General features: G+C 72.3%; 24 protein-coding genes. 16 read left to right on the top strand and 8 right to left on the bottom strand.

Annotated elements, in window-relative coordinates; genetic code table 11:
- Positions 1 to 52 precede the first annotated feature (52 nt).
- The 3 genes from ALI22I_RS24020 to ALI22I_RS55640 form a co-directional block, all read right to left on the bottom strand.
- Positions 53 to 2,833 carry a LuxR C-terminal-related transcriptional regulator gene (locus ALI22I_RS24020; RefSeq protein ID WP_143532396.1) on the bottom strand — a complete coding sequence of 927 codons (2,781 nt, stop codon included), beginning with the start codon at positions 2,831 to 2,833 and terminating at the stop codon, positions 53 to 55.
- Between the two features lie 448 nt (positions 2,834 to 3,281).
- Positions 3,282 to 4,133, bottom strand: a complete 852-nt coding sequence (locus ALI22I_RS24015) for an MBL fold metallo-hydrolase (protein ID WP_202971057.1) — start codon at positions 4,131 to 4,133, stop codon at positions 3,282 to 3,284.
- Positions 4,134 to 4,202: 69 nt separating this feature from the next.
- The gene (locus ALI22I_RS55640) at positions 4,203 to 4,691 is read right to left on the bottom strand and encodes a transposase (RefSeq protein WP_443216958.1); all 489 of its coding nucleotides are present in this window, start codon (positions 4,689 to 4,691) and stop codon (positions 4,203 to 4,205) included.
- Between the two features lie 215 nt (positions 4,692 to 4,906).
- Between ALI22I_RS55640 and ALI22I_RS24005 the strand changes: the two genes are divergently transcribed.
- Positions 4,907 to 6,538, top strand: coding sequence for an outer membrane protein assembly factor BamB family protein (locus tag ALI22I_RS24005; RefSeq protein ID WP_077007798.1), 1,632 nt, complete (start codon positions 4,907 to 4,909; stop codon positions 6,536 to 6,538).
- Positions 6,539 to 6,577: 39 nt separating this feature from the next.
- On the opposite strand, the gene ALI22I_RS24000 is transcribed toward ALI22I_RS24005, so the two are convergent.
- The gene (locus ALI22I_RS24000; RefSeq protein ID WP_238598534.1) at positions 6,578 to 7,483 is read right to left on the bottom strand and encodes a S66 peptidase family protein; all 906 of its coding nucleotides are present in this window, start codon (positions 7,481 to 7,483) and stop codon (positions 6,578 to 6,580) included.
- Positions 7,480 to 9,420 carry a prolyl oligopeptidase family serine peptidase gene (locus ALI22I_RS23995; protein WP_077007797.1) on the bottom strand — a complete coding sequence of 647 codons (1,941 nt, stop codon included), beginning with the start codon at positions 9,418 to 9,420 and terminating at the stop codon, positions 7,480 to 7,482. The genes ALI22I_RS24000 and ALI22I_RS23995 overlap by 4 nt, the downstream gene beginning before the upstream one ends.
- Before the next feature lie 113 nt (positions 9,421 to 9,533).
- On the opposite strand from ALI22I_RS23995, the gene ALI22I_RS23990 reads away from it, so the two are divergent.
- The 8 genes from ALI22I_RS23990 to ALI22I_RS23955 all read left to right on the top strand — a co-directional run bounded on the left by ALI22I_RS23990 (position 9,534) and on the right by ALI22I_RS23955 (position 15,910).
- Positions 9,534 to 10,100 carry a DUF3090 domain-containing protein gene (locus tag ALI22I_RS23990; RefSeq protein WP_077007796.1) on the top strand — a complete coding sequence of 189 codons (567 nt, stop codon included), beginning with the start codon at positions 9,534 to 9,536 and terminating at the stop codon, positions 10,098 to 10,100.
- Between the two features lie 7 nt (positions 10,101 to 10,107).
- A complete protein-coding gene (locus ALI22I_RS23985) occupies positions 10,108 to 10,902 on the top strand; it encodes an SCO1664 family protein (RefSeq protein ID WP_077007795.1) in 795 nt (264 codons plus the stop codon).
- 76 nt (positions 10,903 to 10,978) lie between these two features.
- Positions 10,979 to 11,452 (top strand): GNAT family N-acetyltransferase, encoded by a 474-nt coding sequence (locus tag ALI22I_RS23980; RefSeq protein ID WP_077007794.1) that lies wholly within the window; start codon positions 10,979 to 10,981, stop codon positions 11,450 to 11,452.
- Positions 11,452 to 12,219, top strand: a complete 768-nt coding sequence (locus tag ALI22I_RS23975) for an aminoglycoside phosphotransferase family protein (RefSeq protein WP_143532395.1) — start codon at positions 11,452 to 11,454, stop codon at positions 12,217 to 12,219. Before ALI22I_RS23980 ends, ALI22I_RS23975 begins: the two co-directional genes overlap by 1 nt.
- A gap of 87 nt (positions 12,220 to 12,306) precedes the next feature.
- Positions 12,307 to 13,116 carry a DUF3097 domain-containing protein gene (locus tag ALI22I_RS23970; RefSeq protein WP_077007792.1) on the top strand — a complete coding sequence of 270 codons (810 nt, stop codon included), beginning with the start codon at positions 12,307 to 12,309 and terminating at the stop codon, positions 13,114 to 13,116.
- A 40-nt stretch (positions 13,117 to 13,156) separates the two neighbouring features.
- A complete protein-coding gene (locus ALI22I_RS23965; protein ID WP_077007791.1) occupies positions 13,157 to 13,582 on the top strand; it encodes an NfeD family protein in 426 nt (141 codons plus the stop codon).
- Between the two features lie 69 nt (positions 13,583 to 13,651).
- Positions 13,652 to 14,821 (top strand): SPFH domain-containing protein, encoded by a 1,170-nt coding sequence (locus ALI22I_RS23960; RefSeq protein WP_238598558.1) that lies wholly within the window; start codon positions 13,652 to 13,654, stop codon positions 14,819 to 14,821.
- A 129-nt stretch (positions 14,822 to 14,950) separates the two neighbouring features.
- On the top strand, positions 14,951 to 15,910 hold the full coding sequence (locus ALI22I_RS23955) for a hypothetical protein (RefSeq protein WP_077007790.1): 960 nt from the start codon (positions 14,951 to 14,953) through the stop codon (positions 15,908 to 15,910).
- 178 nt (positions 15,911 to 16,088) lie between these two features.
- On the opposite strand, the gene ALI22I_RS23950 is transcribed toward ALI22I_RS23955, so the two are convergent.
- Positions 16,089 to 16,505, bottom strand: coding sequence for a hypothetical protein (locus ALI22I_RS23950; protein ID WP_077007789.1), 417 nt, complete (start codon positions 16,503 to 16,505; stop codon positions 16,089 to 16,091).
- A gap of 414 nt (positions 16,506 to 16,919) precedes the next feature.
- Here ALI22I_RS23950 and ALI22I_RS23945 point away from each other — a divergent pair, with 414 nt between their 5' ends.
- Together ALI22I_RS23945 and ALI22I_RS23940 are read left to right on the top strand one after the other, a co-directional pair.
- Positions 16,920 to 17,165, top strand: a complete 246-nt coding sequence (locus ALI22I_RS23945) for a hypothetical protein (protein WP_143532394.1) — start codon at positions 16,920 to 16,922, stop codon at positions 17,163 to 17,165.
- A gap of 18 nt (positions 17,166 to 17,183) precedes the next feature.
- Positions 17,184 to 18,200 (top strand): helix-turn-helix domain-containing protein, encoded by a 1,017-nt coding sequence (locus tag ALI22I_RS23940; protein ID WP_143532393.1) that lies wholly within the window; start codon positions 17,184 to 17,186, stop codon positions 18,198 to 18,200.
- Positions 18,201 to 18,522: 322 nt separating this feature from the next.
- On the opposite strand, the gene ALI22I_RS23935 is transcribed toward ALI22I_RS23940, so the two are convergent.
- Positions 18,523 to 19,899 carry an amidase gene (locus tag ALI22I_RS23935; protein WP_077007786.1) on the bottom strand — a complete coding sequence of 459 codons (1,377 nt, stop codon included), beginning with the start codon at positions 19,897 to 19,899 and terminating at the stop codon, positions 18,523 to 18,525.
- A 140-nt stretch (positions 19,900 to 20,039) separates the two neighbouring features.
- Positions 20,040 to 20,495 carry a DUF1707 SHOCT-like domain-containing protein gene (locus ALI22I_RS23930; protein WP_083751966.1) on the bottom strand — a complete coding sequence of 152 codons (456 nt, stop codon included), beginning with the start codon at positions 20,493 to 20,495 and terminating at the stop codon, positions 20,040 to 20,042.
- A 99-nt stretch (positions 20,496 to 20,594) separates the two neighbouring features.
- On the opposite strand from ALI22I_RS23930, the gene ALI22I_RS23925 reads away from it, so the two are divergent.
- The 5 genes from ALI22I_RS23925 to ALI22I_RS23905 all read left to right on the top strand — a co-directional run bounded on the left by ALI22I_RS23925 (position 20,595) and on the right by ALI22I_RS23905 (position 25,904).
- The gene (locus ALI22I_RS23925) at positions 20,595 to 21,473 is read left to right on the top strand and encodes a pentapeptide repeat-containing protein (RefSeq protein ID WP_077007785.1); all 879 of its coding nucleotides are present in this window, start codon (positions 20,595 to 20,597) and stop codon (positions 21,471 to 21,473) included.
- Between the two features lie 203 nt (positions 21,474 to 21,676).
- A complete protein-coding gene (locus tag ALI22I_RS23920) occupies positions 21,677 to 22,075 on the top strand; it encodes an RIP homotypic interaction motif-containing protein (protein WP_077007784.1) in 399 nt (132 codons plus the stop codon).
- Positions 22,072 to 24,387, top strand: a complete 2,316-nt coding sequence (locus ALI22I_RS23915; protein WP_077007783.1) for a tetratricopeptide repeat protein — start codon at positions 22,072 to 22,074, stop codon at positions 24,385 to 24,387. Before ALI22I_RS23920 ends, ALI22I_RS23915 begins: the two co-directional genes overlap by 4 nt.
- 180 nt (positions 24,388 to 24,567) lie before the next feature.
- A complete protein-coding gene (locus tag ALI22I_RS23910) occupies positions 24,568 to 24,921 on the top strand; it encodes a GntR family transcriptional regulator (protein WP_077007782.1) in 354 nt (117 codons plus the stop codon).
- Complete coding sequence (locus ALI22I_RS23905) at positions 24,918 to 25,904, top strand: hypothetical protein (RefSeq protein ID WP_077007781.1); 987 nt, start codon at positions 24,918 to 24,920, stop codon at positions 25,902 to 25,904. The genes ALI22I_RS23910 and ALI22I_RS23905 overlap by 4 nt, the downstream gene beginning before the upstream one ends.
- The last annotated feature ends 209 nt before the right edge of the window (positions 25,905 to 26,113 follow it).

The raw sequence follows: 26,113 nt of genomic DNA, 5'->3' as shown, positions 1-26,113 counted from the left end.
GGAGACGACGGAGAACGTCACCCGACCGGATACGTTTCGACGGTTGAGGGTGCTACTGCACATCGCGGCGAGCAGCCTGTGCCGCGAGTTCCGCGCGGCCCGCGACATCCACCTTGGCGTAGACGTGGGACAGGTGTTTCTTGACCGTGTTGACGGAGATGAACAGGCGTTGACCGATCTCGGCGTTGCTGTGGCCTTCGGCGACCAGTTGCACGACGTCACGCTCCACGGGAGTCAACGATGCCCAGCCGATCCGCGGGCGGCGACGCTCACCGCGTCCGCGGCGGGCATAGGCCACCGCATCGGCCAGCGACAGTTGGCTGCCGGCGTCCCAGCAGGCGGTCGCATCGGCGCGGTCCAGCGCGGCCTGCGCGCTGTTGCGGGCGCGATCGAAGCGCTTGGCCTGCACGCCGAGTCGGACGATGCCCGACTCGGCGTGGAACCGTTGCGAAGATGCCAGCAGGCGCAGGGCTCGTTCGGTCTCGCCGACGGCGAGGGCCAGGTCGGCGATCCTCTCCAGCGCCGAGGCGGCCCCGACCCGGTCGCCGTAGTCGTCAAGGATCCCCAGGCTGTCGTGTGCCCGCTCCCACGCCTCGTCGAGGTCCTCGTCATCTCGCGCCAATTCCGCGAGGCCGAGCAACGACCGACCCAGCGTCTGGGGGAGCCCAGGGTCGGTCGACACTGCGCGGCAGGCCTCCAGGTGTCCTCGCGCTTCGTCGAGGCGCTGCCGGCTTTGCGCAACCATGCCCAGCAGCCACTCGCCGATCGCCTCATCCAAACGGCTGCCGCCACCACGGCCGATCCGCACGACCTCCTCGGCCGTGGCCCGAGCAGCGTCCAGATCGCCGGACGCGTAGGCCGACAGGGCCAGCCAGTGACGCAACCACATCCCGTACTGGGTCCCCTCGAAGGCTCGTGGTCCCAGTACCGCCCGTGCCTCGGACAGCCACTCCTGCGCCCGGACGCGATCGCCTTGCAGGACCGCAACTGCGGCAAGCCCGGTGAGCCCGACCGCCTCCCACCCGGGACGCCCGACCTGCCGGCTGAGTTCGACGGCATGTCGAGCGTGTCGGTGTGACCGATCGAGCCGCCCTGACCACACCGACCACACCACATGGCCCGCGTAGGCGGCCGGCGTGTGGAACACGAGGTCGTTGGCCTCACACACCTGCACACCCTGCTGGAACAGCAGGTAGCCGGCGTCGATCGAGCGGCTGTGCAGCAGCGCTGCCCCCGCGAACTGCAGGACGTGGGCGTGGGTCGACGCATCCCCGCACCGCTTCGCGAGGTCGAGCGCCTGCTCGACGTCAGTGTCCACCTGCTCACTGGTCGACAACCCCGCCAGCACCCCTGACAGGGCGCGGTGAGCCAACCCGACGGCGAGCGCACCGCCCAGATCAGCGGCGCGTGCCGCTGCGACCGCCTGACTCGCCGAGCGATGGCAGCTGGCAGGCTCACAACCGGCAAAGGCCAGAGCTGCCGCAGCCTGTAACCCCCGCACGCGCTCGTCGTCGGGGACACCCGGTGCCGCGGCCGCGTCGTGCAGCTGCTGACGCACCTCCCGGGACAGGCCGCGTTCGAACCAGAAGCGGACGATCCGCTCGGTCAGGTCCACGAGCGCCCGAAGATCTTTCGCCGCCACCGCGGAATCCATCGCGGCGCGCAGGTCATCGAGATCGGCCGTAAGCCGCGCCACCCAGGGCTCAGGCTGCCCACTCGTGAGACCCGCGTGCGCCCGTCCCACCAACGCGGCATAGAACTCCAGATGGCGGCCACGCACCCGATCCGGATCGTCCAGCTCAGACAGTCGCTGCCGGGCATACACCCGGATCGTCTCCAACAGTCGGTAGCGGGCGTTGCCGTGGCGTCGGGTGACCTGCACCATCGATTGCTCGACCAGCCCAGCGACCAGGTCAAGGATGTCGCCTCGGTCGATCCCCTCCCCGGCTATCACCGCCCCGGCAGCATCCAGCTCGAACGACCCGGCAAAGACGGACAGCCTCGCCAACGCCAATCGCTGCACGTCGTCGAGCAGGTCGTAGCTCCAGTCCAGTGAGGCCGCCAGGGTCTGCTGACGTGCCGGCGCCCCACGCACCCCGCCGGTCAACAACCCGAACCGGTCCGCTAGCCCGGTCGCGATCTGCCCCGGCGCCAGCACTCGCACCCGGGCCGCCGCCAGCTCGATCGCCAACGGGATCCCATCCAGGTGCCGGCAGATCTCGGCCACCGCCGAAGCGTTGTCGGCATCGATCCGGAAGTCCGCAGCCACCTGCCGGGCCCGCACCTCGAACAGCCGCGCCGCGTCCGCCGCCGCGACCGTGCCGCTGGCGGACCCGGCCTCGGGGTCGGGCACCGGCAACCCGGCGACCTCGAACGTCGCCTCACCCTCGACCACCAGCGGCACGCGGCTGGTGGCCAGCACGTGCAGCTGCGGGCATGCCGACGACAACCGGCCGACCAGATCGGCGCACGCCTCCACCAGGTGCTCGCAGTTGTCGAGCACGACCAGCAGATGCCGCGCCCGGAGCTGCTCGGCGAGCGTGTCGGTCCACGCCTGTCCGGGCCGCTCATGGACGCCCACCGCCCCGCCAATGGCCCGTGCGACCAGCCCGGGTCCGCCCACCCCTTGCAGGTCGACCCAACAGGCCCCGTCGGAGAACCGCGACGCCACGTCCCCGGCGACCTCCACCGCCAGCCGCGTCTTGCCGCAACCACCCGAACCGGTCAACGTCACCACCCGGGCATGCGAGACCAGGTCGGCCACCTTCGCACGCTCCCGCTCACGGCCGATGAACGCTGCGACCCCGACAGGCAGCCCGCTCTGCATCTCCATGGACGCCACCTGTCCCCATCGTACGAGCACGCCATCACCTGCGCTCCTGCACTACCGCGAGGGGCGCGCAGTCACAGCAGAGACCGGGTGGCACGGCCATCTCCGTCGGCGGCCATCTGTCGGCGATCGGCGGTGGAGGCTAGGTTCTGTCTCTTTGGTCGGCGTCGGGTCCAGATGAGGATGCCGGCGAGGTGGAGTGTGGCTTGGTAGGCGATGACGAGTTTGTCCGTGTGGCCAGGCCGCGCCACTGTTTGAGGCGGTTGATGCACCGTTCGACGGTGTTCTCGGCGGCAGCCACAGCTGAGGCTGCGACTGCCGGAGTCATGGCAGAGGATGCAGCGGCATTCGAAACCGTCACGGAACATGAGCTGAGGCTACGGAGCTGTACACCAGCACACGCTTTGGTGCCCGGAGTGCAACAAATCCCAACGCCGCGCGGCGGCACCGCTCACGTCCCCGACGGCCGCGGCTGCTCCGGCGGAACCGAGCTCTCGGCAACCGCCATCCACTGGTCCAGGTCGGACTGGGTGAACTCTGTCCACGGTGGGATTTCGGGGAGCTGGCGGAGGAGGTCGTAGGCCTCGGGGATCTGAGGGCCGCGCAGGACTGGGCAGTGGCAGCCGGCGATGACCTCGGCGTTCAGGTGCTGGAAGTCGGTGACGACCGTCCCGAACTTTTGGGCGTCCAGCAGGGCGACCCAGGGGGAGACCAGGCGTCCGCCGAAGAACTGGCCGTCGCGGAATTCGTCTGGCGACAGCTCTGCCGTTTCGGGCATGGGGGTCGGCACGTTCGTGGCGAAGGTGTCGACGGCCCACAGGACGTTGGTCTTCGGGTCGAAGAGGGCGCGGGTTGTGGGGTTGTCGTACAGGGGCGGTCGCTTGGCGACCAGGGTGCGGTCGCCCGTGTCGATCGTGTCGCCGTCGGTCATGAAGCGGCACCGATTGATGGGGGTCTCCCACTCCTCGGCCATGCGGCCGATGGAGAACCATGTCGTCAGCAGAGTCGCGTTCGGGCATGCCGCGAGGACCGCCAGGAGGTTGCCGGCGTGGTCGCGGTCGTCGTGGGTGAGGAAGATCCACCGTACGTCCAGGGGATCCACGACGGACCAGGCTGCCTCCAGCCACTGGGAGCGCACTGCGGGCGCCCCGGTGTCCACGAGGACCGGTTCGGCTCCCCGGATCACCATCGAATTCATCGGGAAGTGGCCGACCGGTGGGGCCTCGAGGGCCCACGGGATGACGAACGTCTCCTCGGCGATCTTGTACGGCTGCAGAAGGTTGAAACTCTCCATGGTCGTCATCGTTGCTCTCCCTAAGACGGAGTCGCCGCAGCGTCTATGAATCCAGTGCAGCCCCGTGCCGGGTTGTCGTCAAACGCAGAACTCGTGACGGTCGGCTTCGGTGAGCGACGAGGGGTGTGCGGTCGGTGCTGGCAAGTCTCGCCGTGGCCATCGGCAGCACGGGATCCTGGCCCGCGGACGCGCACTGGGTCGTCGATCGCTGAGACAGCGGCCTATCGCCGGGCCCAGACGAGGATGGCGGCGAGGTGGAGTGCGGCCTGCGGCGTGCTGGTGGGCTCGGCAGACGGTGGAGTCCACCGACACGGTCCAGCCGACATCGTCACCGTCATCCGCTGCTGACAGGACGGCGGCGAGGATCCGCTCCCACGTGCCGTCCACGGCCCATCTGATCAGCCTTTTGTGGGCGGTCTGGAACGAGCCGAGCTCGTCCGGCAGGTCCCGCCAAGGTGAGCAGGTGCGGTATTTCCACGCGATGGCCTCAAGGGTTCGGCGATGGTTGGCCCACCGCCGTCCCCGGACCGGATCGGCTGGCATCAGCGGCTCGATCCGATCCCACATCGCATCAGTGATCACTAACCGGACGGACACATCCGATCAACTGACCAACCGATCGAAGAGACACACTCTAGTCCTGTCGCGGTGAGGGCGGATCAACCGATCGGCTCGGCCGGGGTCAACCTTTTCCCGAGGTGATCCGGTCCTTTCGCCGATCGTGCGTTCCGGGTCCTGCTGCCACGGTGGAGAGGCTTTCACCAGTGGCAGGGGGAAATGGGATGCCGATCTCGGAACGGGCCTCGAAACGGGCACTCGGGAAACGGGCGGTGGCGCTGGTCGCGGCCGTGTCGTCGGTGGTGCTGCTGGCGGCCGGGGCCCCGGCCGCCTCACCGCACCGGTCGGGCGACTGGGCGACGTGGTCCAAGGACGCGGCCGGGTCGCGGTACGCGGCGGCGGAGTGGCGGATCACGCCGCGCAACGTGCACAACCTGAAGGTGAAGTGGGCGTTCGCCTTCCCCGAGTCGTCGGCCCCGGTGCGCAGCCAGCCCGCCGTGGTCGACGGGGTCGCCTACTTCGGCGGGCCGGACGGGAGGTTCTACGCCCGGGACGCCGGGACCGGCGCGGAGCGGTGGACGACGGACCTCTCCGGGGTGGTTCCCGGTGCCCGGCCGTCGATCCCGTGGGACAGCCCGTCGGTCTCCGGTGGGCGGGTGTACTTCGGGGATCTGCGGGGTTTCGTCTACTCGCTGGACCAGGGCACGGGTCGGGTGGTGTGGGCGAAGCAGGTCGACGCGCACCCGGCGGCGACGGTGACCAGTTCGCCGATCGTGCACGACGGGAAGGTGTACGTCGGCACGTCCAGCGGGGAGAACGCGAACAACAGCCCGGACGGGTCGACCGACGACCCGAACTACCCGTGCTGCACGTTCCGGGGCCACGTCGACGCGCTCGACGCGCGCACGGGCGGGTTGGTGTGGCGGCACTACACCGTGCCCGAGCCGCGGGCGGTCGGCACGTGGCCGAGCGGGGCGACGAGGTACGAGCCGTCCGGGGCCGGGGTGTGGAGTTCGCCGGTGGTCGACCCGCACAGCGGGACGGTGTACGTCGGCACCGGGCAGAACTACACCGGCAGCGCGGGTGATTTCGACACGATGCTGGCCCTGGACCACCGGACCGGGGCGGTGAAGTGGCGCAACCAGGTCACGAAGGCCGACACGTGGCGCGGGTTGTGCAACAGCCCCGATCCGGAGGGGTACTGCCCGGGGCTGAAGGACGGTTCGGCGTTGGACTACGACATCGGTGCGACGCCGAACCTGTTCACCGTGGGCGGGCGCAGGCTCGTCGGGGTCGGGCAGAAGCTGGGCGTCTACCACGTGTTCGACGCGGCGACCGGCGAGGTGGTGTGGCGTCGGCAGCTGGGTGTCCCGCTGCCCAGCGGTGGGATCTCGGGCATCCAGTGGGGCACGAGTTTCGACGGGCGGCGGCTGTACATCGCGACGTACTTCGCCGATCCGGGCAAGTTGTTCGCGGTGGATCCGGCCACGGGGCGGGTGTTGTGGGAGACGCCCAACCCGGCGGACGGGTGCACGACCGGTGGTGCGGCCGCCCACCCGGAGATCTGCTCGCTGGGTCACGGGCCGGCGGTGACGAGCAGTCCGGGTGTGGTGTGGGAAGGGAGCAACGACGGGAAGATGCGGGCGTACTCGGCGCGGGACGGCCGGGTGCTGTGGACCTACGACACGGTGCGGGACTTCACCGGCGTCAACGGGCTGCCGGGTCGGGGCGGCACGATCTCCGGTGGTGGCGGCGGGGCGGTCGTGGCCGACGGGATGGTGTACGTGCAGGCGGGGTACGCGCCGGACTACCCGAACCCGGGCGGCGGTGACGTACTGCTCGCGTTCGGTCTGTGAGTGGGTCGGATCAGGTGGGCTGGGTGGGCGGGTGGATTCTCACCCGCCCACGGTGACGGCGCCGGTGTCGCCGTCGATCTCGACCGGCACGCCGAGCGGCACGGTGAGCTGGCCTTCGCAGTGCCCGAAGCCGGCGTCGGCGACGATCGGCACGCCGAGTCCGCCCAGTCGGTCGGCGAGCACGGCCGACGCGTCGCCGCACCCGACCCACGAGCCGAGGACGAGCCCGGCGACCCGGTCGAACCACCCGGAGCGCAGCAGGCCGGTGAGCATCCGGTCGAGCCGGTAGGGCTCCTCGTTGACGTCCTCCAGCAGGACGATCGCGCCGTCGGGCGGCGGGTCCACGAGCAGGCTGAGGGTGCCTCCGACCGCGATGCCCCGCGCGGTGCCGGGCGCCATGCCGACACCGCCGTAGGACGACACACCGGTGAACAGGGCCCGGCGCAGCCGTTCGCGGGCGGCGGTGTCCTCGACGAACGCCCTGGTGCCGACCATCGGCCCGAACCAGGTGGGTGTGCCCGCCCGCCGGAACCGCTCGTGCAGGACGGTGGTGTCGCTGGAGCCGAGGAACACCTTGCGGTGCGCGGTGACGGCGGTCCAGTCGACCAGGTCGACCATGCGCAGGCTGCCGTACCCGCCGCGGGCGCACAGGACCCCGGCCGTGGACGGGTCGAGCCAGGCCTGTTCGAAGTCGCGGGCGCGGTCGGCGTCGTGGCCGGCGAGGTAGGGCAGGGTCGGGTGGGTGGCCAGGACGTTCGGGGCGAGCCGGACGTCCAGGCCCCATTTGCGCAGCCACGCCGTGCCCGCTTCGAGGAGTTCGGCGGAGCAGGGCCCGGCGGGGCTGACGACGGTCACCCGGTCACCGGGCCTCAGCGGCGGCGGCCGGCCGGAGGCCGCGCCGGCGGTGGCCACCGCGTCGGCCGCCGCCGGCGCGGCCGGTGTCACCGGCGCAGCTCCAGGACCGGGATGCCCTCCGGGGTGAAGCCGAAGACCTGCCCGTAGAACGACAGCTCGGCCTGCAGCGCGGCGACGATGGTCTCGGCCTTGCGGAACCCGTGCTGCTCGCCCTCGAACGTCAGGTAGGCGTGCGGGATGCCGGTGCCGTCCAGCGCGCCCGCGAACCGGTCGGCCTGTTCGGGCGGGCAGATCTCGTCCTCCAGGCCTTGCAGCAGCAGCACCGGCCCGGCGAGGCGGTCGACCCGGTTCGACGGTGACCGCTCGGCGTACCGGTCAGCCGCCGCCGGCCACGGCCCGACCAGGCCTTCGACGTACCGGGACTCGAAGTCGTGGGTCTCGCCGCCCTCGCCGGTCCAGCCGACCAGGTCGAGGATGGGGAACGCGACCATCCCGCACCGGTAGGTCTTCACCGAGGTCAGCGACGCCGCCGAGGTCCACCCGCCGGCGCTGCCGCCGCGGATGCCCAGCCGGTGGCCGTCGGCGGTGCCCTCGTCGGCCAGCGCCTGGGCGACGGCGGCGCAGTCGTTGACGTCGACCACGCCCCACTGCTCGCGCAGCCGTTCCCGGAACGCCCGGCCGTAGCCGGTGGAACCGCCGTAGTTGACCGCCACCACGCCGATGCCGCGGCTGGTGAAGTACGCCAGGTCGACGTCCATCACCGGCGCCGACCGGCCGGTGGGCCCGCCGTGGACGTGCACGACGTAGGGCGGCCTCTCGCCGTCGGGCCCGGCGAACTCCGGGTTGCGCGGCGGGTAGACGTAGGCGGGGACGTCGCCGTCGGGGCCGGTGAACACGCGTTCCTCCGGCACCGGCAGGTACTCCGCGGGCAGGGTCGATTCGACCGAGGTGTGCCCGGTGAGCGTCCCGGTGGACAGGTCCAGCGACACCACGGCGGACTCGGTCAGCGGTCCGGCGGCGCCGCTGACCACGACACCGTCGTGCACGGCGAGGTGCGCGTGCCACACGGGCAGGTCCACGTCGACGTCGGTGACGGTGCCGCTGCGCTCGTCGAGCACGGCCAGCGCGCCGGAGCGCAGCACCGCGTAGCGGCCGGGACCGATGGCGGCGAACCACCGGTTGCCCAACCGCCACATCGGCCCGCCCAGCTCCTCGGCGCACGGCGCGAGGTTCTTCGACGTGCCGTCCAGACCGATCCGGAACAGGTTCCACCAGCCGTCGGGGTCGGTGAGGGCCAACAGCGCCGGCGCCCGATCGGCCGCGTCCGCGGGGGGCACTTCCCACTCGACCTGGCACACGGCCTCGGACACGCCGCCGGCCAGCACCCGGTACTCGGCGGAGCCGACCTCGGCCACGCACAGCTCGGAGCCGTCCCACGGCATGCGGGGGTGGTCCCAGCCGATCCAGGCGTAGTGGCGGCCGTCGGGCGAGAGCCGGGGCCCGGTCATGAAGTGGTGGCTGGCGGCCAGCACCCGCACCGGGGAGCCGTCCAGCGGCACCGCGACCAGTTCGCGGCGCACGTCGGTGCGCGCGTCGCCGGTCACGGTCTCCCGCACGCACCACACCTCGGCGTGTCCGGGTCCGGCGGTGAGGTCGGCATAGCGGTAGCCGTGGTGGCGCTCGGGCGACGGGCTGAGCGGCACGGGGTGCGGGTCGTCGGGGTCGAACAGGTAGATCCGCTGGTCGGCCCAGTCCGTGAACGCCACGCGCGTCCCCGAAGGGGTGTCCAGCACGACCCACGGCCGTCCGCCGTACTCGTGGACGCGGTTGCGCACGTTCCACGGGGGCGGCAGCAGGTCCTCCCCGTCGCGCACCAGCGCGACCCGGCCGCCCTCGGCGGGGCGTCCCTCGGCCCACCACGGCCGACCGTCGTGCAGGTCGACCCAGTGCAGCCCCCCACCTGCGGCGGCGGCGTCGGCCGCGCCGATGGGCGATGTCCACGTTCCGTACGGTGCGATCGTCACCACGCGGCCGACCCTATCGGGGTGTCCGGGGCCGGTCGGCGCCGATCGACGGAGATGACGAAAACCCGGGGGGCGGGCTGCCGATCTTGCTCGCGTGGCCTAGGGTCGTCGTTGTCATGGCACGCGTCATCCACGTATTCCGCCAGCCCGACCGGTTCGTAGCCGGCACAGTCGGGCAGCCTGGCGAGCGCACGTTCTACCTGCAGGCCTCCGAGGAGGCCCGGCTGGTCAGCGTGGCGCTGGAGAAGCAACAGGTCGCCGTACTCGCCGAGCGCATCGGCTCGCTGCTGGAGGAGGTGCACCGGCGGTTCGGTGCGGAAGTCCCCGAAGCGGTACCCGAGGACCTCCGGGACACCGAACCTCTGGAGGTGCCGGTCGAGGAGGAGTTCAAGGTCGGCACGATGGGGCTGGGGTGGGACGCCGAGTCCCGCGCGGTGGTCATCGAACTGCTCGCGATCACCGAGGAGGAGGTCGACGAGGCGGTGGTGCTCGACGACACCGAGGAGGGCCCGGACGCGGTGCGGGTGTTCCTGAGCCCGATCGAGGCGCGGGCGTTCGCCGAACGCGCGGACCGGGTGGTGCGGGCGGGCCGCAAGCCGTGTCCGCTGTGCTCGGAGCCGCTGGACCCGGAGGGGCACGTCTGCCCGCGGCAGAACGGCTACCGTCGCGCGGAAGAGGGCTGAGCCGGACGTGGGTCCGCGCGACGAGGGGGTGCTCGACTTACTGCAGCGCGGTCGCATCGAGGTCGAGGGCCGGTTGGTGGACGCGTCGAACGCGACGCTGTTCTGCAAGATCAGCCTGGACGGCGTGACCGCGCAGTGCGTCTACAAGCCGGTGCGCGGCGAGCGGCCGTTGTGGGACTTCCCCGACGGCACGCTCGCGGGCCGCGAGGTGGCGACGTACCTGGTGTCGGAGGCGGCGGGGGTGCACATCGTGCCGCCGACGGTGCTGCGCGCGGGGCCGTTCGGGTCGGGCATGGTGCAGCTGTGGGTGGACACCCGCGAGGACGACGACCTGGTGGACATCGTCCCGGTGGACCAGGTGCGGCAGGGGTGGCGGTCGGTGCTGCGGGCGCACGACCGGTACGGCGATCCGGCGGTGCTGGTGCACGCCGACCACCCGCGGGTGCGGCTGATGGCGGCGTTCGACGTGGTGGTGAACAACGCCGACCGCAAGGGCGGGCACGTGCTGCACGCGGTGGACGGCGGGGTGTACGGGGTGGACCACGGGATCTGCCTGCACTCCGACGACAAGCTGCGCACGGTGTTGTGGGGCTGGTTGGGCGAGGAGCTGCCGCCGGACGCGGTGGAGGCGCTGCGGCGGCTGCGGTCGTGTCTGGACGGCGGGCTGGCCGACCGGCTGAACGAGCACCTGACGCGCGCGGAGGTGCGGGCGTTGAGCGGTCGGGTGGACAAGCTGCTGGCGGCCGGGGTGTACCCGGCGCCGTCCGACGACTGGCCGGCGATTCCCTGGCCGGCGTTCTGACCGGCGCGGATGCGCGCGTGTGGATCTCCTCCGGGGGGATCTTCTGGCACCCGCCCATTTGCGGTCTACTTGCCGCGTGGGCGTCGAACTGCGCGAGGTGACCGCGGCCGACGTGCTGCTGTTCTTCGAGCACCAGCGCGATCCGGAGGCGGTGTGGATGGCCGCGTTCACCCCGCCGGATCCGACGGACCGGGCGGCGTTCCTGGTGCGGTGGGCGCGCATCCTGGCCGACGACCAGGTGGTGGCGCGCACGGTGGTGTTCGACGGCGAGGTCGTGGGGCACGTGCTGAGGTCCTCCCAGTTCGGCGAGCCCGAGGTGAGCTACTGGATCGATCCGGCGCGCTGGGGCGAGGGTCTGGCCACGGCGGCGTTGGCGCTGTTTCTGGAGTCCGAGCCGCTGCGGCCGCTGTACGCGCGGGCGGCGGTGGACAACGTGGGGTCGCTGCGGGTGTTGGCGAAGTGCGGGTTCGTCGCGGTCGGCGAGGACGTGGGGTTCGCGGAGGGGCGGGGCGAGGACGTGGAGGAGTTCATCCTGAGGTTGGACAGGTGATGGCGACGACGTTGGAGGACCGCATGGTGCGGCGTTTCGGCGCCGGGGTGCGGTCGTGGCTGGACGGGCTGCCGTCGCTGGTGGCGGGGTTGTGCCGGGACTGGGGCCTGGAGGTGGTGCGGCCGTTCTCCGGCGGCACGTCGCACACGCTGCTGTGCCGGCGCGCGGGTGTGCCGGTGGTGTTGAAGGTGACGCCGCAGCCGCGGCTCTCGGTGCAGGAGCACGCGGCGTTGCGGGCGTGGGAGCCGTCGCCGCGGATGGTGCGCGTGCTGGAGGCGGATCCGGCGCGGGGCGCGCTGCTGCTGGAGGGTCTGGAGCCGGGGACGCCGGCGTCCGACGGCCCGGCGCTGCTCGACGTGCTGCGGGCGCTGCACATCCCGGCGCCCGAGGGGTTCCCGCCGTTGTCGGAGCGGGTGGACTTCGTGTTCGGCGTGCTGCGCGCCCGGTACCCCGGCGACCACGACGCGGCGCACGCGAAGGCGGCGAGGCTGGCCCGTGACCGGGTGACGCCGACGTTGCTGCACGGGGACCTGCATTTTCAGAACGTGCTGGACGCGGGCGCGCGGGGTCTGGTGGCGATCGACCCGCGGCCGTGCGTGGGCGATCCGGCGTCCGACGCGGTCGATTTCGCCTACGCGTCCCCCGACCTGCGGGAAGGGATCGAGAGGATGTCCGCGGTGGTGGACGGGGACCGGTTGGCGGCGTGGTGCGAGGTGTACGCCGGGTTCTTCCCGGACCACCCGTCGCGCGCCGACCGCACGGCGTAGCCGCGCTGCGGCGTCCTGTGCTCGACCATTCCCGTGCTCGACCATTCCCGTGCTCGACCATTCTGGGGCGGGGTAACGTCGCCGGCCGTGCGATCACACGAGTACGGCCGCGACGTGCTGTCGGGCCGCAAGCGCAAGGCGGTGCCCGAGGTGGCGGCCGAGGTGGGACTGGTGGCGGAGGACCCGGCGTCGGGGTTCTGCGGCGCGGTGGTCCGGTTCGAGCACGGGCAGGTGGTGCTGGAGGACCGGCAGGGCCGCCACCGGCTGTTCCCGCTGCGCCCGGCGGGGTTCCTGGTGGACGGGCAGCCGGTGACGCTGGTGCGCCCGGCTCCCGCCGCCGCGAAACCGGTGCGGACGGCGTCGGGTTCGGTGAAGGTCGAGGGGCTGCGGGCCCGCACGGCGCGCGACAGTCGGATCTGGGTGGAGGGCCTGCACGACGCGGAGTTGGTGGAACGCGTGTGGGGGCACGACCTGCGCGTCGAGGGCGTCGTGGTCGAGCCCCTGGACGGGGTGGACGTGCTGGCCGACCGGATCGCCGAATTCGGCACCGGCCCGCAACGGCGGCTGGGTGTGCTGGTGGACCACCTGGTCGAGGGCAGCAAGGAGTCGCGGCTGGTGTCCGCGATCCGCGACGACCACGTCCTGGTCACCGGTCACCCGTTCGTGGATGTGTGGCAGGCGGTGAAACCGGCGTCGGTGGGGATCGCGGCGTGGCCGGTGGTACCGCGCGGCGTGCCGTGGAAGGAAGGGGTGTGCGCGGCGCTGGGCTGGGGCGAGCCGTGGGAGGGGTGGCGTCGGGTGTTGGCGGGGGTGTCGGGGTTCCGGGACCTGGAGACGCCGTTGATCGGCGCGGTGGAGCGGCTGATCGATTTCGTCACGGAGCCCGCGCTCGGGTGAAACGCCCCACCCCGGGCCGGGCAGGTGCGAGGATGGACGTGTGGCCGCGCTGATCTGGTTGATCCTCGGTGTCGTCCTGGTGGCGGCCGAGGTCCTCTCGGGCGATTTCGTGCTGGTCATGCTGGGTCTGGCCGCTGTGGGCGCGGCGGGTGCGTCGGCGTTGGGCGCGGACGTGGTGGTCAGCGCGATCGTGTTCGGGATCGTGTCGCTGGGGCTCGTGGTGGGCGCGCGCCCGGCGATCAGGCGCCGGATGGCGTTGGGTTCGGGGCACAAGTCGGGCGTCGAGGCGCTGGTGGGCAGCACGGCGGTCGTCGTGTCCACTGTGGACGGCCACGGCGGTAGGGTGCGGATCGGTGGCGAGGTGTGGTCGGCGCGGTCGTTGGACCGCGAGGTGATCGAGCCCGGCGCCGAAGTCACTGTTGTCGAGATCTCGGGCGCGACCGCAGTGGTGCTGTCCGGGGCCTGAGTGGAGGCTGGAGAGTTGACCACCACGCTGATCGTCATCGCGGTCCTGGTGCTGTTCGTGCTGATAGTCATGGTGAAGTCGGTGCTGGTGATCCCGCAGGCCACGGCCGCGGTGATCGAGCGGCTGGGCCGCTACCGCACCACCGCCGCGCCGGGGTTGAACATCCTGGTGCCGTTCTTCGACCGGGTGCGGGCGCGGATCGACCTGCGCGAGCAGGTGGTGTCGTTCCCGCCGCAGCCGGTGATCACCCAGGACAACCTGACCGTGTCGATCGACACCGTCGTGTACTTCCAGGTGACCGATCCGCGGGCGGCGGTGTACGAGATCTCCAACTACATCGTTGGTGTGGAGCAGTTGGCGACCACGACGCTGCGCAACCTGGTGGGCGGGATGAGCCTGGAGGAGACGCTCACGTCGCGTGACCAGATCAACAACCAGCTGCGCGGCGTGCTGGACGAGGCGACGGGCCGGTGGGGCATCCGGGTGGCGCGGGTGGAGTTGAAGGCGATCGACCCGCCGCCGTCGATCCAGGACTCGATGGAGAAGCAGATGCGCGCGGACCGGGAGAAGCGCGCGATGATCCTCAACGCCGAGGGCCAGCGGGAGTCGGCGATCAAGACCGCGGAGGGCCAGAAGCAGGGCCAGATCCTGCAGGCCGAGGGCGCCAAGCAGGCGGCGATCCTGGCGGCGGAGGCGGAGCGGCAGTCGCGGATCCTGCGGGCGCAGGGCGAGCGGGCGGCCCGCTACCTGCAGGCGCAGGGTCAGGCGAAGGCGATCGAGAAGGTGTTCGCGGCGATCAAGGCGGGCAAGCCGACGCCGGAGGTGTTGGCCTACCAGTACCTGCAGACGTTGCCGCAGATGGCGCAGGGCGACGCGAACAAGGTGTGGCTGGTGCCGTCGGACTACGGCAAGGCGTTGGAGGGGTTCGCGAAGATGCTCGGCGCGCCGGGCGAGGACGGGGTGTTCCGCTACGAGCCGCCCGCCTACGAGCCGCCGACGTCGTCCGCGCCGGAGGAGGACGACCCGTCGGTGGCGGACTGGTTCGACACGGCGCCGGACCCGGCGGTGGCCGAGGCGGTGCGTGCGGCGGAGGCGGTGGCGCGCAAGGAGGTGCCCGGTCCCCTGGAGCACAGCCCGTTGGCGTCGAGCCCGTTGGATTCGGGTGCGTTGGCGTCGGGTCCGGCGCCGCGTGAGGTGGAGTCCGGGGAGACGGAGCCGCCGCGTTCGCTGCACGAGTGATCTTGAACGCAGTGCGGGGGGCGTCGGCGTGATCGCCGGCGCCCTTCGGCGTGTTCACGGTGGTCGAGCGCGTGACGGGCGCCCGGGCGGGGTGCCGGCGGGTGGGTCGGTGTGCGGTTGGATGTCGTGATGGACGTTTTACCCGGTCGTGCGGCGGCCGCGCTGGCCCGTGTCGACGTCCCGTGGCCCGCGCGGTGGGACGAGTTGGGGTCGGTCGTGGCGGATCTGTCGGCGCTGGTGCGGAGCGGTCCGGGTGCGAGGGTGGTGGCGCAGGAACTGGCCGAGGTGTTGGTGGCGGCCGGGCCCGGTGGGCACCGGGCGGCGTTGGCCGGGTTGGTGGACCGGGTGCTGGACCTGCACGCGGTGGCGTGCCTGGCCGAACCGCCGGACGGACGGGAGCTGGCGACGTGGCTGCTGCGGTTGCAGACGGGGTTCGTCGAGCCGCCCGAGGTGCGGTTGGCGCCGTACGCGTCGTCGTTGGGCCGGGACGGGTTGGCGTTCTACCGGGCGGAGGTGGTGGCGCGGTTCGAACGGCTGCCGGTGATCGGGTTCGGTGAGACCGGGCGTTACGACCGGGAGCGGTGGGCGTTGCTGCGGGTGATGGAGGAGTTGGCCGAGTTCACCGGTGACGTGGACCTGCAGGTGTTGGTGCTGGCCAGGGACCTGTCGTCGGGGTGGCACTACCTCCAGGTGGCGACGGTGCTGCGGGACGCGGGCCGGTTGGAGGAGGCACTGGAGTGGGTGGGGCGCGGTCTGGCGGCGACGGGTGGGCGTGGCGCGGCGACCCGGTTGGTGGACCTGGGTGTGGACGAGTGCCTGCGCGCGGGGTGGGTGGAGCGGGCGGTGGAGTTGCGGTGGCGGGCGTTCCGGACGCACCCGGCGTTGGAGACCTACCTGAGGCTGCGGGGGACGGCGGCGGGGGCGGGCGTGTGGCCGTCGGTGCGCGAGGACGTGGTGGCGCGGTTGCGTGACGGGGCAGACGAGGTGTTGCGGCAGGTGGTGGACGCCGAGTTGGGTGCGGTGTCCGGTGGGCCGGTGCCGGAGTGGTTGCAGCGGCTGCGCGCCGAGCTGGCGTCCAGGGAGTCGTAGGCGGGCCGAGGGCGTGGGGTTCGCGGTGCCTGAACGCCCAGGTCGCGTGTTCCGAACCGCCGCCATCGCCGCCGACCGCCGCGGTGCTCGCCCAGCGTCCGCTGGGGGACAAAGTCATGCCGGACCCGGCGACCACAGCTCCTTGATCAGGAACCACGAAAGGTAACGGGGAATCGGGCTAGTTGGCGCGGTGTGGGTGGCCGGGTTCGGGGTGGACGTCCTCGCGTAGTTCCCGTGGCTGGTGTCCGGTGCGGGTGCAAGTGATCGTCAGGCGTAGCGGTGCGTCGGCGTGGTCGTTCGCCCAGGCGACGGTGTTCACCCAGTCCGGCACGGGTGCGGCGTCCAGGGTGAACACCAGCGTGTCGCGGCGGGCCGTCGGCCTGGCGGGCGCGGCCAATCCGGCACCGGTGACCACTTCGGCCAGCACCTCGCGCACGGCGACCGGCGGCTTGGCGTCCACGGTCGCCGTCGCGGCGTCCAGGGCGGCCTGGACGGTCGGTCGCAGCGGCTCAACTTCGGCCAGGATGGTGACGGTGTGCTCGACGTGGTCGATGTCGCCGGTCTGTGTGGTTTTGTGCGGTGAGTTCCCAGGCACGGGAACTCACCGCGGATGAGCGCTCATCCGGCCTAATGGAGAGTTGCTCATGTTCGTTGAGGGCTCTACACAGGAGCCGTCAACACGAGAAAAGTATGCCGAAAACTCGCGTACCGCCTCTGTCGGAACACCGTTTTGGGACGGTCTTTCGGTGCGCTCAGCAGGTAAAACCGGCTCCGGCGCACTTTGCTGACGTCTACTCCGCAGTGATCCGTGCGTGACGCACGACACTGTCCGTCGCCGGAAATGGGACGACGTGGAGCGGGGATTGGACCGACTGCGCCGGAAGGATGTTGTTGTCGGAGTTTCCGGTGGCCCCGTCGACGTTCGTGGGCAGGCACGCCCGCGGCGCCGAGGTTCTCCGGTTCCGACATTCGCTCATCCGGCCTAATCACGGAGAGGTTCCCCCCTTCCATGAGTTCTGTCTACATGCCGGAGCCCGTCGGCTCCGGCGGTTCGTGCGGCTGTACGCCGCGTTCGGTCCGGTTGCGCACCAACGGCGTGGTGTGGGTGCTGGTGGTGGTGATCCTGGTCGTGCTCCAGAACGTGGGGGTCGACCCGTTCGCCGCGCTGGGCATCGTGGGCGCGGCCGGGTGGGTGACCACCGGGCTGGTCCCGAGCCTGCTCGGGGCACCCGAGCGTCGCGCGGCGCTGGGCTGAGGCCGAGCGGTGACCGCGGTGTCGACATCATCGGCGCCGCAGCACCGGTTCCGGAAGTCCGTCACCACGGTGGCGGACTTCCGGGCCGAGCTGCTGCGGCTGTGCAACCGAAGGGGCCGTCCCCTCACGGTCGAGGAGATGTCCCGGCTGACCGGGCGTCCCGCGACGCTGTTCCGGCATTTCCTGCGTGGTGGCACGACGCTGCCGGAGTGGCAGACGGTGCAAGCCGTGCTCACCGCGACGGGGGAGACCTCCCCGCAGGCGGTCACGGCGTGGAAGCGTCGCTGGGCGGCGCTGGAGCGGGACAGCGGCGGCAAGGCCGACGAGCTGGCCAGGCGTCACCGCAGCAGGCGTCGAGCCCGACTGCCCAACCCCAGGTCGACGCAGGTCTACGACGACCTGGGCACCTACGCCACGGACAACCCCGACCCGTCGTGGCCCCTCGTCAAGCCGGCGATCGACGCGGGCTCGCTGGACGGCGGCGTCGTCGCGGACACTCCGTTGAACAACGCCATCGCCGCCACGACCTCGACCGGGTATGTGGCGGCATTGGCCGAGCTGCACCGGGCGGCCGGTTTGTCCTACGCCGACGTCGCCGCGCGCAGCGGCGGCGGGTTGTCCAAGTCCAGCGCCCACCGCATCGCCACCGGCCACGGGACCGGCGACCGGTTGCCGGCCAAGAGGTCCACCCTGGCCGCCTACCTCACCGGATGCGGGGTGACCCGCCCCCTCGAACGGCGCTTGTGGCTGGACAAGTGGGAGCAGCTCCGCCGGACGCCCTCGGCCTTGGCCTGGGAGCCATCCCCGGCTCGGGAGGTCCGCGACGACAGCATCGGGGACCGGACGCCGGACGCACCGCAGCCGCTCCCGGAGTTCGTCGCGCCCTCGACATCGGTCATGGTCCTGGTCGACGACGCCGTGCTGGCCGACGAGGTGCACCGGGAGCCGGAACCGGAGCGGCGCTTCACACGGTGGCTCCGACACCTGCCCCGTCCGCCGGCCATCCGTCACCGGCGCGATCGCCGCTCCGCATGACGTCGACCCCGCACCTACCTGTCATCGGGCGGTGCTGGGGATCGAGGCGAACGTGGTGCGGGTGAACCTGCACCACGTCGACGGCTCAGTGTTCGGTCGTGTCGTCCGGCGGGTGTGTGCGCTGGTGGGTGTGCCCGACGTGGGGTGGTGTGGTCGTGCCCCACGTCGGGCGGTTCCCGGTCGCCGTCGGGTGTCGATGGGGTGCCGTGCCTGTGTCTCCGGCCGGAGCTGGGCACTGCACCCACCTGATCCGTCGGCGTCAGGAGCGTTCGGTTGTCGGACCTGTTCGGGGGAGTGTGTTCTGACCGTAGGACACGCGGGGTCAGGTGTAGATGGGTGGGCGGCGGTCGGCCCAGGGGCGGGCGCGTTCGAGTTGGGCGGCGGCGGTGAGGACGGTGCGTTCGTCGGCGGTGGGGCCGACGAGTTGCACGGCCAGGGGGAGGCCGGTGCGGGTGTGGCCGGCGGGGACGGCGGCGGCGGGGTTGCCGGTGACGTTCCACAGTTGCAGGAACGTGGTCATGCGGGCGGCGGCGAGCAGGGCGGCGATCGTGGGTCGGCGGTTCCATTCGCCGATGCGCAGCGGCGGCCGGGTGAGCACGGGGGTGAGCAGCAGGTCGTGTTCGCCGAAGATCCGGTTGGCGTGTTCGGTGAGTTTCGCGGTCCGGGCGAGGGCGGCGCGCGCGAGTGGCGCGGGCAGGGAGTGGCCGAGGGCGGCGACGGCGCGGGTGCGGGCGTCGAGCCGGTCGGGTCGGTCGAGTTCCTGTTCGGTGGTGGCGGCGCAGGTGAGGTAGCGGACGGCGAACCAGGCGGGTCCGGCGAGGTCGTGCAGCTCGGGGTCGAGGCGGGTGACGCCGTGGCCGAGGTCGGCGAGCAGCCCGGCGGTGTCGAGGACGGCGTCGCGGACCTCGGGGTCGACGGGGATGCCGGGGCCCCAGGTGCGCAGGGACACCGCGATGCGCAGCGACCGGGCGCTGGTGATGGCGGCGGTGTGGTCGGTTCCGGGGGCGAGGACGTCGAGGAGCAGGGCGGCGTCGGCGACGTGGCGGGTGATGGGTCCGGCGGCGACCAGGCCGTTCCAGACGTCGCGGTCGGGGTCGAGCGGGACGTGGTCGCGTTGGGGTTTGAGGCCGAACAGGCCCGTGCACGCCGAGGGGATGCGGATGGAGCCCGCGCCGTCGGTGCCGATGGCGGCGCCGACGAGACCGGCGGCGACGGCGGCGGCCGATCCCCCGCTGGACCCGCCCGGTGAGTGCTCGGGTGACCAGGGGTTGCGGGTGGCGCCGGCCCAGGTGGACTCGGTGTAGGGCCACAGGCCGAGTTCGGGCATGCGGGTGCGGCCGACGATGACGGCTCCGGCGTCGCGCAGGCGGCGGACGATCTCGCAGTCGGCGGGTGCGGGTGTGTCGACGGCGGCGGTGCCCTTGGTGGTGGGCAGTCCGGCGATGGCGAGGTCTTCCTTGACCGCGACGGGCACGCCGAGCAGGGGCGCGTCTTCGCCGCGGGCGCGTCGGGCGTCGGCGTGGTCGGCCTCGGCGAGGGCTCGGTCGGTGAAGACGGCCCGGAACGCGTTGAGGCTGCGGTCGTGGCGGTCGATGCGGCGCAGGCATTCGGCGACGAGGTCGCGTGAGGTGAGCGCGCCGGATCGCAGCAGCTCGGCCTGTCGGGCGGCGCCCGCGAAGCACGCGTCGGTCAGGTCCATGTCCGGACTCTAGGGCAGGACGGGGCAGGACGGGGTCGGGTGATCCAGTGGCGCGCAGCGTGATCCGCAGGCGGAGCGGATCGGAGGCGCGGTGGGTGGTCTGCGGTGGGTGATCCGTTGGCGGGGTGCCGGTGGTGGGGTCAGGGGTGGGCGGCCGGGTTCGGGGTGATCGGGTGGTGCCGGTGGAGGCGGCGGTGGTGCACGTTGCGCGCGACCAGCAGTCCGATCAGCAGGAGCGGCCACGGGAACGGCAGGGGTGAGGCGATCCAGGCGACGGTGAACAGCAGCAGGACCACGGGTAGCAGGGGCGGTCGGTGGCGTGCGGGCGCGGAGGGTGGCGGTGGTGGCGGGGCGGGTAGGTCGGCGGTGAGCGCGACGAGTTCGTGGCGGTGGACGGCGGTGTAGGCGGCGGCGATGCGTTCGTCGGCTTCGGCGAGGGTGAGGCGGCCTTCGCCGACGGCGTCGCGCAGGCGGGCGGCGGTGTGGTCGCGGTCGGTGTCGGAGGCGCGCTGCGGGGGATTCGGCTGCGGAATGCCGATCTGTGGGGTGCCGGTGTGGGGGGTGCGGATCGGTGGGGGGTTCTGCGGGGTGTCCATGTCTGCGATGGTCCGCTCGGGCTCGTGTCGCGGCGTCGGTCGGGAGGCGGTGACTGGAGTTACGTCCGTCGACGTACGCGTGCGGGCATGATCGGGGGTATGTCCTCGTGGCTGGTGCCGTTGGCGGTGGCGTTGGTCGTCGTCTGGGTGGGTGTGCGTCATGTGCGCGCGTCCCATTCGGACACGTTGCTGGACGAGCACGCGCGGCGGCGGGTGGGGTCGGAGGCGGCGCCCGCGCCGGTGTCGGTGTGGCGGGAGGCCAACCGGTTGTTCCGGTCGGGTGAGGAGGAGGGGTTGTTGCTGTTGGCCGAGATCGGCCGGCAGGCGCCCCGGCGGCGGCAGGCGGTGGTGGACACGTGGCTGGCGGCGTTGCGGGGCGGGGTGAGCCTGGGGTTGGACGCGCCGTGGCGCACGGCGGTGCAGCGGGAGCTGGTGGCGCACCTGCGGCCGGGTGAGGACTTCTGGCCGGGGATGGATCTGGTCGCGCCGGGCGCGATCCTGGTGGAGCTCGATCTGTCGGGGTGCCGGGTGAACCGGGTGGACCTGATGGGCGCGGTGTTCCTGGGCGACGCGCGGTTCGAGGCGATGACGGTGACGGGTGACGCGACTTTCGCGGGCGCCCGGTTCCTGCGGCACGCGGTGTTCACGGATGCGTTGTTCGCGCGGTCGGTGTCGTTCGGGGCGGCGGTGTTCACCGGGAACGTGTCGTTGCGGTCGGCGCAGGTGGCGGACCAGTTGGTGTTCGCGCGGGCGAAGGTGTCGGGTCGGGCGGACCTGCGGCGGGCCGAGGTGTCGGGTCGGGCGGATTTCCGGCACGTGCGGTTCGGCGGGCGGGCGTTGTTCGGTGACGTGGTGTTCCACCAGGACGCGTGGTTCCGGCACGCCTGGTTCCGGGGCCGCACGGATGTGGGGTCGGCGTTGATCGGTGAGGCGGCGGAGTTCGGCCACGCCCGGTTCGGCCGCCGCGTCATGCACTGACGGCGGCCGGTCGGGTGCGGACGGGCAGCGGCTGGATGCGCCCGCGCACGCGGCGACGGTCCCGGACCGGGACCCGCTGGAGTTTCATCGATGCGACCCGCTCCTGGCACAGCATGCGCCTCGGGGCCGTCGGTCGACCCTGCCTGGTCGACGCGTGGTTCAGCGGGCACACTGGGTAACTGGTCGGAGCGGAGGGAGGCGCGATGGTGGGGGACGTGCTGGACGTGGTGGTCGCCGGGCTGACCGCGGGCGCGGCGGCCGGGGTGAAGGACACCGCGTCGTTGGCGGTGAAGGACGCCTATGCCGGTCCGGTCGGCGGGTTGCGCCGGCGTTCCGGGCCCGCCGTGGCCAAGGAACTCCACGATGCCGCTCACGACGACTCCGCGCTGGACCGGGAGCAACGGGTCCGGGAGCAGTTGCTCCGGGCGCTGGACGGGGCGAGCACCACCCCGGACGACGGCCTGGTCATTGCCGCCCGCGACGTACTCGACCGACTCGGCCCGGCCGGCAAGTACACCGTCGATGCCCGCGAGGCGCAGGGCGTGCAGATCGGCGAGCACAACTCGATGACGCTCAATCCCGGCCCCCGACCCGGGCGGTGACCGTGCCCGCCGACGAGCCGGGGCGTCCGGCGGTCGACGCCCGGTACGGGCAGGGCATCCAAATCGGCGACCACAACACCCAGCACGTCCACCTCACGGCCTCGACCCCGGCAAGCAGCGCCGTGGTGACCACGATCCACGCCGAGCCCGGCATCGAGGTCTTCGTGGGGCGGGCGCCGCAGATCGAACGGTTGGCCGCGGCCCTGGCACCTGCCGACGGTGAGGCTTGCGGCCCGGTGGTCGTGTGCGCGGTGCAGGGCATGGGTGGGATCGGCAAGACCGCCCTGGCCCGGCGGGCTGCGGCGGAAGCGGTGAGCCGGGGCTGGTTCCCGGGCGGCGCGGTGTTCGTGGACCTGCGCGGCTACGACCTCGTCCTGGCGAACCGGATGCGCCCCGGGCAGGTGTTCGCCCCCGTGCTGCGGGCGCTGGGTGTGCCGCCCGAGGAGATCCCGGCCGACGCCGCGCAACAGCCGACCGCCTACCACCAGCACCTCGACGCGCTGGCCGCCCAGGGCCGGCGGGTGCTGGTGGTGCTGGACAACGCCGCCGACCTCGCCCAGGTCCAGGACTTGCTGCCCACCCCGATGGCCGCGCGTACCCACCGGGTGGTGATCACCACCCGGGACACCCTGCGGCTGCCCGGCGTCGACCGGGTGGAAGTGGGCGTGCTCGCACCGCCGGAGGCGGCGGAGTTGTTGCGGGCCACGCTGGACCAGCGTGCCCGGGTCCGCGGGCTGCCCGCAGACCCCCGGCCAGGTGCCGAGACCGCCGCGGTGGCGGAGGTGCTGCGGTGGTGCGGGTGGCTGCCGCTGGCGGTGGTGATCGCCGCCGGCGTTCTGGCCGAGGAACCGGACCTGGCCATCGGCGAACTCGCCGCCGACCTGGCCGATGCCCGCACCCGGCTGGACGTGCTGGACGATGGCGCCGGCGGCGTCCACGCCGCGTTCCTGACGTCCTGGCAGCGGTTGCGCGCCCGGGACCCGCAGGCGGCTCGGTTGCTGTGTCTGCTGACCACCGGGCCCGGCCCGGACATCGGTCTGCCCGCGGCGGCGGCGGTGCTGGGGGCGTCCGAGGCGGCGGCCCGGGTGCGGTTGCGGGTGCTGACCCGCGCGCACCTGTTGTCGGGCGGCCCCCGGCGCTGGGCGTTTCACGACCTGCTGCGCCTCGACGTCACTCGGCACGCCGTCCAGGACCTGGCGGTCACCGAGGCCGACCTGGCCGCCGCGACCGACCGCGTGCTCGGCTACTACCTGGCCACGACGCGCGCCGCGCTGAACTGGATGGCGACGGTGCGGGCACCCGTGCCGGCGCCGACGGACGGCCCGTTCGCCGGGTGGGAGGAGGGGCTGGCCTGGCTGGACGGCGAACAGGCGCCGCTGGTCGCCGCGGTGGCGGTGGCCGCCGACACCGGCCGGGACCGGCTCGCTGTGGACCTGGCTTCCGGCCTGGCGCGCTTCCTGTCCTGGCGGCGACAGGTGGCCGACTGGGTCGCCGTCGCGCAGATCGCCGACCGGGCCGTACGCCGACTGGCCGACGTGCCCGGGACGATACGGGCGATGGAGAACCTGGGGGCGGCCCTGGTGGAGGCCCGACGGTTCGAGGACGCCGTCTCCAATCTCACCACCGCCCGGCTGGCCGGCCGGGTGTTGTTGGACGACATGGCTACCGAAGCGCGGGTGTGCGACAGCCTGGGGTTGGCGCTGCAGGGCATGGGGGATTCCCTGTCGGCCGCGCACGAGCACGGCAACGCGGTCGGGATCTTCCAGGAACTCGGTGACCGGCGCGGCGAGGGGGCGGCATGGAGCAACCTGGGGATCGCGTGGCAGCACCTGGGCCGGTTCTCGGACGCCGTCGGCGCCCACTGCGAGGCCAGCGAGATCTTCCGGGAGCTCGGCGATCGGCGCAGCGAGGGAATGGCGCAGGGCAACCTGGCGGTGGCCTTGCACGCGATGGGCTGGTGGAACGAGACGATCAACGTGCTCTCGGCCGTCCGTGACGTTTTTCGGGAGATCGGCGACCGGCACAGCGAGTGCCAGGCGTGGACCGATCTGGGCGCGTTGTTCCGCCGGCTGCGCCGGTTCGACGAGGCCGTCACCGCGTTCACCGCCGTCGCAGACATCTGCGCGGAGATCGGGGATCGGCGCGGCGAAGCCCAGGCGTGGCGCGACCTGGAACAGACCTTCGCGGCCGCCGGCCGGCCCGACGACGCCCGCCGCGCCGCTGAGCGGGCGGCACCGGCGGTCGAGGCCGACGGCGCTGAGGAGCCGGTCCGGTTCCTGCGCGGGTGGCGGATCCGTTCGGAGTCTGAATAGGACATGCGGTAGATGGCCAAGCGCGGCGGCACTGCCTTGAGCAGGTCGGTCGCGGCGGTGCCGCCGGCGAAGGCCACCGCGACCGGCACCTCGGGGGATCCTGGGCAGCTCCGGGTCACGAGACGCGTCCGTCTGCCTGAACCCGTTGACCGATCCGGATTGTTCTATAAGAATTAGAACATGCTCTTCCGGGTTGACTCCAGCAGCAGCACCCCGCTGGGAGACCAGATCGCCGCCTGCGTCCGGAACGCCCTCATCAGCGCGACCCTGAGCCCGGGTGAGCGGTTGCCGCCCGCTCGGGAACTCGCGTCCTCGCTCGGGGTGAACATGCACACCGTGCTGCGGGCCTACGCGGCACTGCGGGACGAAGGGCTGATCGAGTTGCGGCGAGGACGTGGCGCGGTGGTCATCTCGGCCGCACCGGATGAGCGGGCACGGCTGGCCGACGCGGTGCGGGAGGTCGCCGCGACGGCCCGGCGAATCGGCATGGGCGCCGACGAGGTCGTCGCCCTGATCAGGGAGGCGTTCGCATGAACCAGGTCCTGCGGTGGCTGACCGGCCTCGTCCTCTTACCCGGTGCCGTGCTGGGCGTCACCGCCGTGGTGGTGTCGGGCTGGGCGGGCAGGCTGCCGGAACGGATTCCCAACAAGGGTGGGGGCGGCAGGCCGGTGCTCAGCACGCTGGCCACCGAACCCCTGATCACCGTCGGACTGACCGTGATCACCGGGCTGTGGCTGCTGGGGGTGGTGGTGTTCTTCCTGGCCCGGCTGCTGCCCGCCCCGGCTGTGCACTGGGCGCGCACCGTGACGCAACTGGTGGTGGCGGTGCTGGTCACCGCGTTGTGCGGTGCGCTGCTCCTCGTCCTGGCCTCGGCCCTGGACGCGCGCAGTCCCGAGGAAGTGCGGACGCCGTCGGCGCTGTTCACGGTCGGGCTGCCGGTGGCGGTGCTGGTGGTCGGCGCGTTCGCCTTCGCACTGGCCGGGCGGCGTTCCTCCGGGTTGCCCGTGGCCGGTGTGCCGCCCGCGGACGCGGTCCGGTTCCCGCTGGCCAAGGGTGAGCGGGTGCTGTGGAGCGAGCACCGCGTGCTGCGTCCGCTGGTGTGGGCCGCCGCCGGGCAGGCACTGATCGGGGTGGTCATGGCGGTGGTGTTCGGACTGTCGCTGGGCGCCGGGTACGCGCCGGTCGGTCTGGTCGTGGCGCTCACCGCGGCGATGACGCTGGCGGTCAGCCGGTACCGGCTGGTGGTGGACGAGCACGCGGTGCGGGTGGCCACCGGACCGTTCCGGCGCGAGTTCCCCCTGACCACCGTCGAGCACGCCACCAGTTCCCCCCTGGACGCCGGCGACTGGCTGGCGGCCGGGGTGCTTTACGGCTACGGCACCGTGATGACGCCCGCGCCGGGCTCGGCCGTGCGGCTGGTGTTCGCCGACGGCAGCAGGTTCACCGTGGGCTGCGAGGACGCCGACACCCTGGCCGCGCTGATCAACAGCCTGCGTCACCGTCAGCACACGGCCTAGCCTGCGCGGTGGTTGCCGTCGGCACGACAAGGCGACGTCCCTACACCCCGGCGATCAATCACAGCGACTTTCACGACGAACACGCGACAGATGAATACGCGACCTCACCAGTCGGCGACCCCTGATACCCGGCGCGTGAAGCGGTCCTCGGAAGGCTTCGGGCGACGCAGCCGGCGGGTGGGTTCCGGCCCGGCTTCGCGGACGCGGGC

Origin of the sequence: Saccharothrix sp. ALI-22-I (assembly GCF_001984175.1) — a bacterium.
GTDB lineage: Bacteria > Actinomycetota > Actinomycetes > Mycobacteriales > Pseudonocardiaceae > Actinosynnema.
The sequence above is the reverse complement of the archived record's forward strand: the minus strand, read 5'-3'. Positions and strand labels throughout refer to the sequence as shown.

Excerpts from the sequence above, each read along its gene's own strand:
- ALI22I_RS24020 (WP_143532396.1), bottom strand. The coding sequence starts at position 2,833 with ATGGAGATGCAGAGCGGGCTGCCTGTCGGGGTCGCAGCGTTCATCGGC.
- ALI22I_RS24015 (WP_202971057.1), bottom strand. The coding sequence starts at position 4,133 with ATGACGACCATGGAGAGTTTCAACCTTCTGCAGCCGTACAAGATCGCC.
- ALI22I_RS55640 (WP_443216958.1), bottom strand. The coding sequence starts at position 4,691 with ATGTGGGATCGGATCGAGCCGCTGATGCCAGCCGATCCGGTCCGGGGA.
- ALI22I_RS24005 (WP_077007798.1), top strand. The coding sequence starts at position 4,907 with ATGCCGATCTCGGAACGGGCCTCGAAACGGGCACTCGGGAAACGGGCG.
- ALI22I_RS23990 (WP_077007796.1), top strand. The coding sequence starts at position 9,534 with ATGGCACGCGTCATCCACGTATTCCGCCAGCCCGACCGGTTCGTAGCC.
- ALI22I_RS23975 (WP_143532395.1), top strand. The coding sequence starts at position 11,452 with ATGGCGACGACGTTGGAGGACCGCATGGTGCGGCGTTTCGGCGCCGGG.
- ALI22I_RS23960 (WP_238598558.1), top strand. The coding sequence starts at position 13,652 with ATGGTGAAGTCGGTGCTGGTGATCCCGCAGGCCACGGCCGCGGTGATC.
- ALI22I_RS23955 (WP_077007790.1), top strand. The coding sequence starts at position 14,951 with ATGGACGTTTTACCCGGTCGTGCGGCGGCCGCGCTGGCCCGTGTCGAC.
- ALI22I_RS23945 (WP_143532394.1), top strand. The coding sequence starts at position 16,920 with ATGAGTTCTGTCTACATGCCGGAGCCCGTCGGCTCCGGCGGTTCGTGC.
- ALI22I_RS23935 (WP_077007786.1), bottom strand. The coding sequence starts at position 19,899 with ATGGACCTGACCGACGCGTGCTTCGCGGGCGCCGCCCGACAGGCCGAG.
- ALI22I_RS23930 (WP_083751966.1), bottom strand. The coding sequence starts at position 20,495 with ATGGACACCCCGCAGAACCCCCCACCGATCCGCACCCCCCACACCGGC.
- ALI22I_RS23925 (WP_077007785.1), top strand. The coding sequence starts at position 20,595 with ATGTCCTCGTGGCTGGTGCCGTTGGCGGTGGCGTTGGTCGTCGTCTGG.
- ALI22I_RS23920 (WP_077007784.1), top strand. The coding sequence starts at position 21,677 with ATGGTGGGGGACGTGCTGGACGTGGTGGTCGCCGGGCTGACCGCGGGC.
- ALI22I_RS23910 (WP_077007782.1), top strand. The coding sequence starts at position 24,568 with ATGCTCTTCCGGGTTGACTCCAGCAGCAGCACCCCGCTGGGAGACCAG.
- ALI22I_RS23905 (WP_077007781.1), top strand. The coding sequence starts at position 24,918 with ATGAACCAGGTCCTGCGGTGGCTGACCGGCCTCGTCCTCTTACCCGGT.